1 protein-coding gene is annotated in these 14,140 nt (G+C 72.7%); it reads left to right on the forward strand.

Annotated features, from left to right (window positions below):
* Positions 1 to 28 precede the first annotated feature (28 nt).
* Positions 29 to 14,128 (forward strand): non-ribosomal peptide synthetase, encoded by a 14,100-nt coding sequence (locus NOO62_RS35915; RefSeq protein WP_268774970.1) that lies wholly within the window; start codon positions 29 to 31, stop codon positions 14,126 to 14,128.
* Positions 14,129 to 14,140: the final 12 nt, after the last annotated feature.

Here is a 14,140-nt window from a genome sequence, read left to right on the forward strand (position 1 = left end):
CCGTTGCCGCTGTGAGGAGACAGAGACGATGACCCGCTCCGTAGTCGAGGACGTCTGGCCACTGTCGCCGTTGCAGGAAGGGCTCCTGTTCCACGCGGCCTTCGACGACCAGGGACCGGACGTCTACCAAGGACAGCGGATGCTGGAACTGGTCGGCCCCCTGGACGTGGACCGGCTGCACAGGACGTGGGAAGCGCTGCTTGCCAGGCACGGCGCGCTGCGGGCAAGCTTCCGGGGCCGCAAGTCCGGCGAGTCCGTGCAGGTCATCGCGCGTGAGGCGGAACTGCCCTGGCGGCTGGTCGACCTCTCCGGCCTCGCGGAGGACGACGCCCTCGCCGAGACCGATCGGCTGGCCGCGGGCGAACGTGCGCGGCGTTTCGACCCGGCAGTCGCGCCCTTGCTGCGGCTGCTCCTGATCCGGCTCGGCGACGAACGGCACCGTCTTGTCGTCACCAGCCACCACGTCGTCATGGACGGCTGGTCCATGGCGGTGCTGTTCAACGAACTGCCCGCCGTGTACGCGTACGGCGGCCACACCCGGGGCCTGCCCCGCGTGACGTCCTACCGCGAGTACCTGGCCTGGCTGAACCGCCAGGACAAGGCGGCGGCGCGGGACGCCTGGCGGGCGGAGCTGGCAGGGGCCGACGAGCCGACCCTCGTGGCACCGGCCGACCCGGGCCGGACACCCGTGACCCCGGACAGCCTGATCACCTACATATCCGAGGAGCTGACCGCGGGCCTCACGCGGGTGGCCCGCAACCACGGCATCACGGTGAACACGGTGATCCAGGGAGCATGGGCACTGGTCCTTGCCCGCCTCGCCGGGCGCACGGACGTCGTGTTCGGCGCGACGGCGGCGGGCCGCCCGGCCGAACTGCCGGGCGTGGAGTCGATGATCGGCCTGTTCATCAACACGCTCCCGGTCCGCGTACGACTCGACGGCGCGCAACCGGTGTCGGAGATGCTCGCCGCCCTGCAGCGGCGACAGGCCGCTCTCATGGCCCACCAGCACCTCGGACTGCCCGAGATCCAGCGGCTCGCCGGTCCCGGATCGGTCTTCGACACGATCATCGTGTACGAGAACTACCCGCGCCCCCCGGAGCGGCAGCCCGCCCCCGACACCTTCGCCATCCGCTTCCTCGGCGGCGAGGAAGCGGCGCACTACCCGCTCACGCTGGTCGTCGCCCCCGAGGGCAACCGCATGGGCTTCAAGCTCGACCACCGCCCCGACCTGTACGACCGCGCGGACGCCCGGTCGGTCGTCGACCGGCTGTCGCGGGTCCTCGAACAGGTGGTGGCAGACCCCTCGGTACCGGTGGGCCGGATCGACGTGGCCGGAGACGCCGAACGGTCCCTCGTCGTCGAGGAGTGGAACGCGACCCGGCGGCCGGTCACGAACCGTTCTGTGCCCGAACTGATCGCCCGGCAGACGCACCGCACGCCGGACGCGGCGGCAGTGACGGACGACGAACGGACGCTTTCATACGCGGAGTTGGAGGCCGGTTCCGCACGCCTCGCCCAGCACCTGACGCGAATCGGCGTGCGCCGTGGCGACCGGGTCGCGGTGGTGATGGAGCGGTCGGTGGATCTGGTCGTGGTGTTGCTCGGGGTGTGGCGGGTGGGGGCGGCGTTCGTGCCGGTGGATGTGGAGTATCCGGCGGAGCGGGTGGCGTTTCTGCTTGCGGATTCGGATCCGGCGGCGGTCGTGTGTACCGAGGCGCACCGTGACTTGCTTCCCGCGGATTACGCGGGCCTGAGGGTGGTGTTGGACGCCCCGGGCGTGCGTGCGGCTGTCGATGCCTGTCGTGCGGATGGGCCCGTGGCGCGGGTGGGTGGGGGTGATGTGGCGTATGTGATGTACACGTCGGGGTCGTCGGGGGTGCCGAAGGGTGTGGTGGTTTCGCATGGTGCGGTGGCGGGTCTGGTGGGGGATTCGGGTTGGTCGGTGGGTGCTGGTGATGCGGTGTTGATGCATGCGCCGCATGCGTTTGATGTGTCGTTGTTCGAGGTGTGGGTGCCGTTGGTGGCGGGTGGCCGGGTGGTGGTGGCGGGTTCGGGTGTGGTGGATGCGGGGCGTGTCCGGTCGGCTGTGGGTGGTGGTGTGTCGGCGGTGCATGTGACGGCGGGGATGTTCCGGGTGTTGGCGGAGGAGTCGCCGGGGTGTTTCGCCGGTCTGCGTGAGGTGTTGACGGGTGGGGATGTGGTGCCTGCGGGTGCGGTGGCGCGGGTGCGGGAGGCTTGTCCTGGGGTGGCGGTACGGCATTTGTACGGGCCCACGGAGATCACCCTCTGCGCGACGACACACCTTCTGTCGCCGGGTACGTCGATGGGCGACGCCCTCCCGATCGGCCGTCCGCTGTCCAACCGCCACGCGTACGTCCTGGACGCCTTCCTCCGCCCCGTCCCGCCCGGAACGACGGGCGAGCTCTATCTCGCCGGATCCGGTCTGGCGCGCGGCTACTTGGGGCGGCCTGGGTTGTCGGCCGAGCGGTTCGTGGCGTGTCCGTTCGGTGGTGACGGGGTCGGGGTCGGGGTCGGGCGGCGGATGTATCGCACGGGTGACTTGGTGCGCTGGTCGGCGGGCGGTGAGTTGCTGTTCGTGGGGCGTGCGGACGAGCAGGTGAAGGTCCGTGGGTTCCGGGTGGAGCTGGGTGAGGTCGAGGCGGTGCTGGCCGGGCACGAGGGGGTCGGGCAGGCGGTGGTGGTGGCCCGCCAGGACGTGTCGGGCGGTGAGAAGCGGCTCGTCGGGTACGTCGTGCCGGACGGCGAGTGCGAGGTGGATGCCGAATCGCTGCGTGCGTACGTGGCCGGAGCGCTGCCGGAGTACATGGCCCCGGCGGCCGTTGTGGTGCTCGATGCGCTGCCCTTGACCGTGAACGGGAAGGTGGACCGGGCCGCGCTGCCCGCGCCGGACTTCGCCGGGCGAGTCACGGGGCGTGAGCCACGTACCGACGTCGAGCGTGTGTTGTGCGCGGTGTTCGCCGAGGTGCTGGCGTTGGAGCGGGTCGGCGTCGAGGACGGGTTCTTCGAGCTGGGCGGCGACTCCATCAGCTCCATGCAGCTGGCTTCGCGGGCGCGCCGTGCGGGGCTCGTCGTCACGCCCCGGCAGGTGTTCGAGGAGAAGACCGTGGAGCGGCTTGCGCTGGTCGCGGAGGCGGTGGGGCGCGAGGCCGCGCAGGTCGCCGATGTCGGTACCGGCGTGGTGCCGTGGACGCCGGTCATGCGGGCCCTGGGTGAGCGGGCGGCGTGGCCGGGGTTCGCGCAGTGGGTGGTGGTCGGCACCCCGGCGGACCTGCGCCCGGATGTCCTGGCGGCGGGCCTGGGCGCGGTACTGGACCGGCACGACATGCTCCGGGCCCGTGCGGTGCCGGGCGAGTTGCAGCTGATCGTCGACGAGCCGGGGTCGGTCGACGCCGGGACTCTGATCGAGCGCGTGGACGTGTCGGATGTGTCGGACGTGTCGGGCGTGGCGGGTGGCGCTGCCGATGTGGGCGAGCTGGCCCGCGAGGCTGCCGGGCGGCTCGATCCGGCGCGCGGGGAGATGGTGCGGGCGGTCTGGGCGGACGCAGGGCCCGAGCGGGCCGGACAACTCGCCCTCGTCGTCCACCACTTGGTGGTGGACGGAGTGTCGTGGCGCGTGCTGGTCCCGGATCTGCGGGCGGCGTGCGAGGCGGCGGCCGAGGGGCGTGTGCCGGAGATTGATCCGGTGGGCACGTCGTTCCGTCGCTGGTCGGAGGTGCTGGCGGCGGAGGCCACCGGGGAGCGGCGGGTCGCGGAGCTCGACGGCTGGCTGGACCTGCTCCACGAACCGCGACAGCCGCTCGACGCGCCACAACAGTCGCTCGGCGAACGGGCGTTGCAGGACGACGTCGATACGGTGGCCACCTTGCGTCAGCAGGCCTGGGTGGTGCCGTCGAAGCAGGCGGAGGTGCTGCTCGGCCGGACGCCGACCGCGTTCCACTGCGGTGTCGACGACGTCCTGCTCGCGGCTCTGGCCGGTGCGGTCGCGCACTGGAAGCCGGAGACGGCGGCGGGGCTTCTGATCGACGTGGAAGGGCACGGTCGTGAGCCGGTCGAGGGTCACGGCGTGGATCTCTCCCGCACGGTCGGCTGGTTCACGAGCGCGCACCCGGTGCGGACGAGTACGTCGGGGATCGACCTCGCGCAAGTCCTCGACGGCGGCCGCGCGGCGGGCGCGCTGCTCAAGTCGGTCAAGGAGCAGCTGCGGGCGGTTCCGGGCGGTGACGGGCTCGGTTACGAGCTCCTGCGCCATCTCAACGCGGAGACCGCAGCCGTCCTCCGCGCCCGGCCCGCTCCCGAGATCGGCTTCAACTACATGGGCCGGTTCGCGACGGCCGTACGCACATCCGGAACGGCCATAGGTACATCCGGCCCCGCCGTCGCCTGGCAGCTCACCGGCGACACCGCCATCGGCGGCACCGTCCCGCCGGACATGCCGCTCCACCACGCCCTGGAAGCGAACGTCACCGTCCGGGACACGCCCGACGGACCCGAGCTGGAGCTCCGGCTGAGCTGGCCCGACGGTGTGCTGGCGCAGGACGACGCGGAGCGGCTCGGCAGCACCTGGGCGGCCATGCTGGGCGGCCTCGCCGCCCACGTGACGGCCGACGCCGACGCGGGCGGGCACACCCCGTCCGACTTCCCGCTGCTCGGCGCCGCCGCGCTCACGCAGGGCGACGTCGACAGGGTGGAGGCGGCGGTACGGGAGCCGGCCGACGTATGGCCGCTGTCACCGTTGCAGGAAGGCATGCTCTTCCACGCCACCTATGACGCGGAGGGGCCGGACGCCTACCAGAGCCAGCGCGTGCTCGCCGTCGACGGGCCGCTGGACGCCCAGCGCCTACGGGCCGCCTGGGAGACGCTGGTCGCGCGGCACGACGCGTTGCGCGCCAGTTTCCAGCGACTCGGCTCCGGCGAGGCCGTGCAGGTCGTGGCCCGGAACGTACAACTGCCGTGGACCGAGGTCGACTTGTCGGGCCTCGACCCCGACGAGGCGCTCGCCGAAGCCGACCGTCGTGCCGAGAACGAGGCGGCGGAACGGCTCGACCTGACGGCCGCCCCGCTCCTGCGCCTCCTGCTCATCCGCCTCGGCGCGGAACAGCACCGGCTCGTCGTCACCAGCCACCACATCGTGGCCGACGGCTGGTCGACGCCCCTCATGCTCAACGAGGTCTCCGCGATCTACGCGGCGGACGGCGCCACCCCCGCACCGGCCACGTCGGCCTCGTACGGGGACTACCTCGCCTGGCTGAACCGGCAGGGCAAGGAGGCTGCGAGGGACGCCTGGCGTGCGGAGCTGGCCGGAGCCGACGAGCCGACCCTCGTGGCACCCGCGGACCTCCCCGGCGGCCTCGTCCTGTCCGAGGAACGCTCCGTGCGGCTGTCCGGCAGGGCCACGCGAGCCATCACCGCACTGGCCCGCTCGCACGGGCTGACCGTCAACACCTTCGTCCAGGGAGCCTGGGCACTGGTCCTCGCACGCCTCGCCCGGCGCACGGACGTCGTGTTCGGCACGACCGTGGCGGGACGGCCACCGGAGGTCCCCGGCGCCGAGTCGATGATCGGTCTGTTCATCAACACCCTGCCGGTGCGCGTACGGCTTGACGCGCGCGAGCCGGTTCTGACGCTCCTCGCGCAACTGCAGGACCGGCAGGCCGCTCTGATGCCCCATCAGCACACCGGCCTCGCCGAGATCCAGGCGCTCGGCGGACCCGGCGCCGTATTCGACACGATGCTGATGGTCGAGAACTACCCGCGGAACACCTCCCGGCTCTCCGGTTCCGCCACCCCGGTCACGCTCACCCAGCTCAGCAGCCAGGCGGGCACGCACTACCCCCTGGCCATCGGAGTCGTCCCCGACGACCGCGTCGAGGTCCGCGTGACGTACCGGCCCGACGTGTTCGACGGGCAGCGCGCCCTCCAGGTGGGACGGCAGCTGACGCGCGTCCTCGAACAGATCGCGGCCGACCCGACGCTGCGGGTCGGCGACATCGACGTACTCGGAACGGCGGAACGCACCGCGGTCGTCGAACGGTGGAACGACACGGACCGGCCGGTCGCGACCGGAACGCTCGGGGAACTGTTCGACGCGCAGGCACGCCGCACCCCCGACGCGCCGGCCGTGATCGGGGAGGACCTGCGGTGGACGTACGCGGAACTCGCCCGTGCCGCCGACCGCGTGGCACACGGCCTGCTGGCGCGCGGGGTGCGCGGGGGCGACCTGGTCGGCGTCGTCATGGAACGCTCCGTGGACGTGGTCGCGGTGCTGCTGGGCGTGGTGCGGGCCGGAGCGGCGTTCGTGCCGGTCGATCCGGCGCATCCGGCCGAGCGGATCGCGCACGTCCTCGCCGACGCGGCTCCCGCGCTCGTGGTGTGCACGACCGCGACGGAGCCGGTGGTACGGGTGGCGCCCGCGGGGGAGGGGTGCTGGGTGTTCGACGCCCACGCGTTGGACACAGCCGCTGGATCGGTCACCGGGACGGTGTCCCGCCTGGCGAGGCGTTCGTCCCGGCCGGGCGGCCCCGGCTGCACGCCCGCCGCCTGCCACGTGTCGGACCCCGCGTACGTCATCTACACCTCCGGTTCGACGGGCACGCCCAAAGGCGTCGTCGTCACGCACGGCGGCATCGGCAACCTCGCCACCGGCCAGATCGAACGCTTCGCCGTACGCCCCGAATCGCGCGTCCTCCAACTGGCCTCCTGGAGCTTCGACGCCGCGGTCTCCGAGATGTGCATGGCCCTGCTCTCCGGCGCGGCGCTCGTCGTGGTCGACGGCGACCGGCTGCCGCCGCACGGCTCGCTGGAGGAGATCGCCGACGAGTTCGGCATCACGCACATGACGGTGCCGCCGTCCGTCCTGGGGACCGTGGACGAGCTGCCCGACACCGTGGAGACGCTGGTGGTGGCGGGCGAGGAGTGCCCGCCCCGGCTGGCGCGGCGATGGTCGGACCGCCGTCTCGTCAACGCCTACGGACCCACCGAGGTGACCGTCTGCGCGGCCATGAGCGAGCCACTGAGCCTCGTGAACGGGCAAGGACAGGGCGACGGCCCCGTACCGGTCGGCCGTCCGCTGATCAACACCCGGACGTACGTGCTCGACGACTTCCTGAAACCGGTCGGGCCGGAGACCGTGGGCGAGCTGTACGTCATGGGGCCTGGTCTGGCGCGCGGGTACCTGCACCGGCCGGGCCTGTCGGCCGAGCGGTTCGTGGCGTGCCCCTTCGGCGACGACGGGGCCGGGGTCGGACGGCGGATGTACCGCACGGGTGACCTGGTGCGGTGGACGGCGGGCGGCGAGTTGCTGTTCGTCGGACGTGCGGACCAACAGGTGAAGGTGCGCGGGTACCGGGTGGAGCTCGGCGAGCTGGAGTCGGTGCTGACCGGGCACGAGTCGGTCGCGCAGGCCGTCGCGGTGGCCCGCCAGGACGTGCCGGGCGGCGAGAAGCGGCTCGTCGGGTACGTCGTGCCGGACGGCGGGCGTGAGGTGGATGCCGAGTCGCTGCGTGCGTACGTGGCCGGAGCGCTGCCGGAGTACATGGTGCCCGCGGCCGTCGTGGTCCTGGACGAGCTGCCGTTGACGGTCAACGGAAAGGTGGACCGGTCCGCGCTTCCCGCGCCGGACTTCGCCGCGCGGACCACAGGCCGTGAGCCGCGTACGGAGACGGAGCGCGTTCTTTGCGCGCTGTTCGCCGAGGTGCTGGGGCTGGAGCGGGTCGGCGTCGAGGACGGGTTCTTCGAGCTGGGCGGCGACTCGATCAGCTCCATGCAGCTGGCTTCCCGCGCACGTCAGGCAGGCGTGGTCCTCACGCCCCGCCAGGTGTTCGAGGAGAAGACCGCGGAGCGGCTGGCACTGGTCGCGGAGTCGGCGGGGCGCGAGATCGAGGAGATCGTTGACGTCGGGGTCGGTGAGCTGCCGTGGACGCCGGTCATGCGGGCGCTGGGCGAACGCGTCACCAGTGCGCACTTCGCGCAGTGGGTGGTGCTGAGCACCCCGGCGGACCTGCGCCCGGATGTCCTTGCGGCGGGCCTGGGCGCGGTACTGGACCGGCACGACATGCTGCGGGCCCGTACGGTTCCGGGCGAGGCGAAGCTGATCGTCGACGACGCGGGGTCGGTCGACGCGGGGAGTCTGATCGACCGCGTGGACGCATCGGACGGCGCAGCCGATCCGGGCGAGCTGGCCCGCGAGGCCGCGGACCGCCTCGACCCCGCCCGCGGCGCCATGGTGCGGGCCGTCTGGGCGGACGCCGGATCCGATCGCCCCGGTCAACTCATCCTTGTCGCACACCACTTGGTGGTCGACGGGGTGTCCTGGCGCGTGCTGGTCCCGGACCTGCGGGCCGCGTGCGAGGCGGCGGCCGAAGGGCGCGAGCCGACCGTGGACCCCGTCGGCACGTCGTTCCGCCGCTGGTCGGAACTGCTGGCCGCGGAGGCCACCGGCGAGCACCGTGTCGCGGAGCTTCAGGACTGGCTGACGCTGCTGGGCGACGACGTACAGCCGCTGACACACAGGGAGTTGGACCCGGCCGTCGACACCGCCCGCACCCTGCGCCGAAGCTCCTGGCTGGTGCCGGGCGACCAGGCCGAGGCACTGCTCGGCAGGACACCGGCCGCGTTCCACTGCGGTGTCGACGACGTCCTGCTCGCGGCTCTGGCCGGTGCGGTCGCGCACTGGAAGCCGGAGACGGCCGCAGGGCTTCTGATCGACGTGGAAGGGCACGGTCGTGAGCCGGTCGAGGGTCACGGCGTGGATCTCTCCCGCACGGTCGGCTGGTTCACGAGCGCGCACCCGGTGCGGACGAGTGCGTCCGGGATCGACCTCGCGCAAGTCCTCGACGGCGGCCCCGCGGCGGGCAAGCTGCTCAAGTCGGTCAAGGAGCAGCTGCGCGCGGTCCCAGGCGACGGGCTCGGTTACGAGCTCCTGCGCCATCTCAACGCGGAGACCGCGCCCGTTCTCCGCGCCCGGCCCGCTCCCGAGATCGGCTTCAACTACATGGGCCGGTTCGCGACGGCCGTACGCACATTTGGAACGGCCATAGGTTCATCCGGCCCCGCCGTCGCCTGGCAGCTCACCGGCGACACCGCCATCGGCGGCACCGTCCCGCCGGACATGCCGCTCCACCACGCCCTGGAAGCAGGAGCCGCGGTGCGCGACACCCCCGAGGGCCCGGAGCTGACGCTCACTCTGAGCTGGGCGGGCGAACTGTTGCCGGACGCGGAGGCCGACCGGCTCGGCAGCACCTGGGCGGCCATGCTGGGAGGACTCGCCGGGCACACCGTCACCGAGGCCACCGCGGGCGGCCACACCCCGGCCGACTTCCCCCTCCTCGGCGCCGCCCTGACGCAGGCCGACGTGGAGGAGCTGGAGACCGCGGTACCCGCCCCAGCTGACGTATGGCCGCTGTCACCGTTGCAGGAGGGCATGCTCTTCCACGCCACGTACGACGAGAGCGGCCCCGACGTCTACGAAGGCCAGCGTGCCCTGGAACTCGAAGGCCCGCTGGACGCCGCCCGGCTGCGCGCCGCATGGCAGGCGTTGCTGCGCCGGCACCCGACCCTCCGCGCCGGCTTCCACCGCCTCACATCGGGCGAGGCGGTACAGATCGTGGGCGCCGACGTGGAACTCCCCTGGAACGAAGCGGACTTGACCGGACTGGCCCCGGCCGAAGCCCTCGCCGAGACCGAGCGGCTCGCCGAGCGCGAGCGGGCGCAACGGATCGACGTCACCAAGCCCCCGCTGCTGCGGCTGCTCCTGATCCGGCTATCCGAGCACCGGCACCACCTGGTGATCACCAGCCACCACCTCATCATGGACGGCTGGTCCCTGCCCGTCCTCATCGGCGACCTGACCGCCGTGTACGAGGCACTGGCGACGGGCGGCGACGAACGGGACCTCCCGGCGGCGACGTCCTACCGCGAGTACCTCGCCTGGCTCAGCCATCAGGACGCCGACGTGGCACGGCAGGCATGGCGCGCCGAACTCGCCGGTCTGGACGGGCCGACCCTCGTCGTGCCCGCGGACTCGGTGCGCGTGCCGGTCGTGCCTGAGCGGGTGCGGTTCGCGTTCCCCGAGGAGCTGTCACGAGGTGTCGCCGCGCTGGCCCGCGACCGCGGTCTGACCGTGAACACGCTGGTCCAGGGAGCGTGGGCGCTCCTGCTCGCCCGTCTCGCCGGGCGCGCCGACGTGGTGTTCGGCGCCACTGTGGCGGGGCGGCCCACCGATCTGCCGGGTGCGGAGTCGGCGATCGGCCTCTTCATCAACACGTTGCCGGTGCGCGTACGACTCGACGCCCGGCAGCCCGCGGCCGACATGCTGGCGGAACTCCAGGAACGACAGGTCGCACTGATGGCCCATCAGCACATGGGCCTGTCGGAGATCCGTCGACTCGCCGGGCCCGGAGCGGAGTTCGACACGCTCGTGGTCTACGAGAACTACCCCCACCCGCCCTCCGGAGACTCCGCGCCCACCGCCCTCACGATCCGCCCCGCGGGCGCGCCGCAGGACATGGGCCACTACCCGCTGACCTTCGTCGTGTCGCCGGGCACGCCCATGCAGGGCGACTTCGTGCACCGGCCGGACGTATGCGACCGCGCCCGCGCCGAGCAGATGATCGCGTCACTCATACGGCTCCTCGATCAACTGGTTGCCGACCCACAGGCCCCCGTGGGGCAGTTGGACGTGGCGGACGCCGACGTGCGCGAGACGGTCGTACACGCGTGGAACGCCACGGAGTCGACGGTCATCGGGGCACCGCTTCCTGAGCTGTTCGGTCGGCGGGTGGGGGTGTCGCCGGGTGCGGTGGCGTTGGTGTCGGGTGAGGAGCGGCTGACTTATGCGGAGTTGGGGGCTGGGGCGGGTCGGTTGGCTCGGTTCTTGGTGGGGTTGGGTGTGGGGCCTGAGGTGCGGGTGGCCGTGGTGGGTGAGCGGTCGGTGTCTTTGGTGGTGGCGTTGCTGGGGGTGTCGTTGGCGGGGGGTGTGTTCGTTCCGGTGGATGCGGGTTATCCGGTGGAGCGGGTGGGGTTTGTGCTGGGTGATGTGGGTCCGGCGGTGGTGGTGTGCACGGTCGGGTCGCGGGGTGTGGTGCCGGAGGGGTTCGCGGGTCGGGTCGTGGTGGTGGACGATCCGGAGACGGCTGCGGAGATCGGGCGGTGTGCGCCGGGTCCGTTGGGGGACGGGGAGCGGCTGGGGGTGCTGTCGGCCGCGCATGCCGCGTACGTCATCTACACCTCGGGTTCCACCGGCACCCCCAAAGGCGTCACCGTCACCCACGCGGGCCTGCACAACCTCGCGCGGGCCCAGATCGACCGCTTCGGCGTACGGGCGGACTCGCGCGTCCTGCAGTTCGCCTCGCTCAGCTTCGACGCGGCCGTCTCCGAGCTGTGCATGGCGCTGCTCTCGGGCGGCACGCTGATCCTCGCCGCGCCGGACGAACTGCCGCCGAGGGTGTCGCTGGACGCCGCCCTGCGCGCGTCGGGCGCGACCCATGTGACCGTGCCACCGAGCGTCCTGGCGGCCGAGGACGCCCTGCCGGACAGCCTCGAAACCCTCGTGGTGGCGGGTGAGGCCTGCCCGCCCGGCCTGGTCGACCGGTGGTCGTCCGGGCGGCGCATGGTCAACGCGTACGGGCCGACCGAAACGACGGTGTGCGCCGCGATGAGCGAGCCGCTGACGCCGGGACGCGACGTCGTTCCCCTGGGCCGCCCGATGGCGAACACGCAGGTGTTCGTCCTGGACGACTACCTGCTGCCCGTGCCACCCGGTGTCACCGGTGAGCTGTACGTGGCCGGAGCGGGGCTCGCCCGCGGTTACCTGGCACGTCCGGGACTGTCCGCGCAGCGCTTCGTTGCCTGCCCGTTCGGGGCGGGGGAGCGGATGTACCGCACCGGTGACGTGGCCCGCTGGACCGACGACGGAGAGCTGCTCTTCGTGGGGCGCGCCGACGACCAGATCAAGATCCGGGGCCACCGCATCGAGCCGGGTGAGGTCGAGGCCGTGCTCGCCGCGCACCCGGACGTGGCGCAGGCCGTGGTCGTCGCGCGCCGCGACCGCTCCGAGGACGCGCCCCGTCTCATCGCCTACGTCACCACGGGCGTCGCCGACGGCACGTTCCCCGGCGCCGCAGAGCCTCCGGGCCTCGCCGCGTACGTACGCGACCGGCTGCCCCAGTACATGGTGCCGACGGCGTTCGTCCCGCTGGAGCGGCTGCCGCTGACCCCCAACGGGAAGGTGGACCGGGCGGCCCTCCCCGCGCCCGACTTCGCCGAACGGGTCACGGGACGCGCGCCACGCACGGCGACCGAGCGAGCCCTGTGCGAGCTGTTCGCCGAGGTGCTCGGCCTGGAGCGGGTCGGCGTAGACGACGGCTTCTTCGAGCTGGGCGGCGACTCGATCATGTCGATGCAGCTCGCGTCGCGGGCGCGCGGGGCCGGACTCGTGCTGACGTCACGCCAGGTGTTCGAGGAGAAGACCCCGGAACGTCTCGCGCAGGTCGCGGAGACCGCGGAACCGGAGACGGCGCCCGACGACATCGGCGTCGGCGAGGTGCCCTGGACCCCCGTGATGCACGCGCTGGGCGAACGGGCCACGAGCCCCGGCTTCGCACAATGGGTGGTCGTCGGCGCCCCGGCCGGACTGGGCCTCGACACCCTGACCACGGGCCTCGCCGCCCTCCTCGACACCCACGACATGCTGCGCGCCCGCACGGTCCCCGGGGAGCCCAGGCTCGTCGTCGGCGAACAGGGCTCGGTCGATGCGAAGGGCCTCATCTCGCGCGTCGACGCGAACGCCCTCGTCTCACACGTCGACGCCAACGCTCTCGCCTCACGCGTCGACGCGACGGACGCGCCATCACCCAGCGGCGGCACACCCCCCACCCCGCCCCCCACCCCGTCCCTCGACACCGTCGCCGCCCAAGCAGCCCGAGAAGCAGCGCAGCAACTCGACCCCGCCGCGGGCACCATGGCCCGCGCCGTGTGGGTCGACGCCGGACCCGACCGCACCGGACGCCTCGTCCTCGTCGTGCACCACCTCGTCGTCGACGGTGTGTCGTGGCGCGTCCTCGTCCCCGACCTGAGGGCAGCGTGCGAAGCCGCGGCCGCGGGGCGGACGCCCCACCTCGAACCCGTCGGAACCTCGTTCCGGCGCTGGGCGGAGCTGCTGGCCGCCCAAGCGGTCGACGCGGCACGCGTCGCCGAGGCCGACGAGTGGCTCGCCCTCCTGGGCAAGGAACAACAGGGCGTCGCAACACGCGAGTTGGAGCCTACGACCGACACCGTCCGCACCCTGCGCCACCGCTCCTGGACCGTGCCGCCCGAGCACGCCGCCATCCTCGTGGGCCGCACCCCGACCGCCTTCCACTGCGGCGTCGACGACGTGCTGCTCGCAGCCCTCGCCGGGGCGGTCGCACGCTCACGGCCCGGTGCCGCCGACGGGCTCCTGGTCGACATCGAGAGCCACGGGCGCCAACCCCTGGGCGGCGTCGACCTGTTGCGGACGGTGGGCTGGTTCACCAGCGTGCGGCCGGTCAGGCTCGACGTGACCGGCGTCGACCTGGACGGCGCTAGGGCCGGTGGCCCGGCTGCCGGTACGTTGGTGAAGGCCGTCAAGGAGCAGGCGCGGGCGGTGCCCGGCGACGGACTCGGCCACGAACTGCTGCGCCACCTCAACTCCGCGACACGCGCCGGGTTCGAGGCCGCACCGGCGGCACAGATCGGCTTCAACTACCTGGGCCGGTTCGCCGCCGGCGGAGGCCGCGCCGCGGGCCCGCCCGGCCCGTGGGAGATGGCCGGCGACACCGCGATCGGCGGCTCGGTCGACCCGGACATGCCCGCCACCCACGCACTGGACGCCGGCGCCGTGGTCCGGGACACCGCCGAAGGACCCGCACTGACGATCACCCTGAGCTGGGCGAGCCGGCTGCTGGAGGAAGCCGACGCCGACCGGCTCGGCAGGGCCTGGCTGGACATGCTGGCCGGCCTCGCGGACCACACCGCCGACCCCACGGCAGGCGGACACACCCCGTCCGACTTCCACCTCCTCGACCTCGCACAGCACCAGATCGACGAACTCGAAGCCGGATTCGCAGGCGAGAAGCCACAGATGCCATAGAAGCCATGGCCG

Source organism: Streptomyces sp. Je 1-369 (genome assembly GCF_026810505.1).
GTDB lineage: Bacteria > Actinomycetota > Actinomycetes > Streptomycetales > Streptomycetaceae > Streptomyces.

Excerpts from the sequence above, each read along its gene's own strand:
- NOO62_RS35915 (WP_268774970.1), top strand. The coding sequence starts at position 29 with ATGACCCGCTCCGTAGTCGAGGACGTCTGGCCACTGTCGCCGTTGCAG.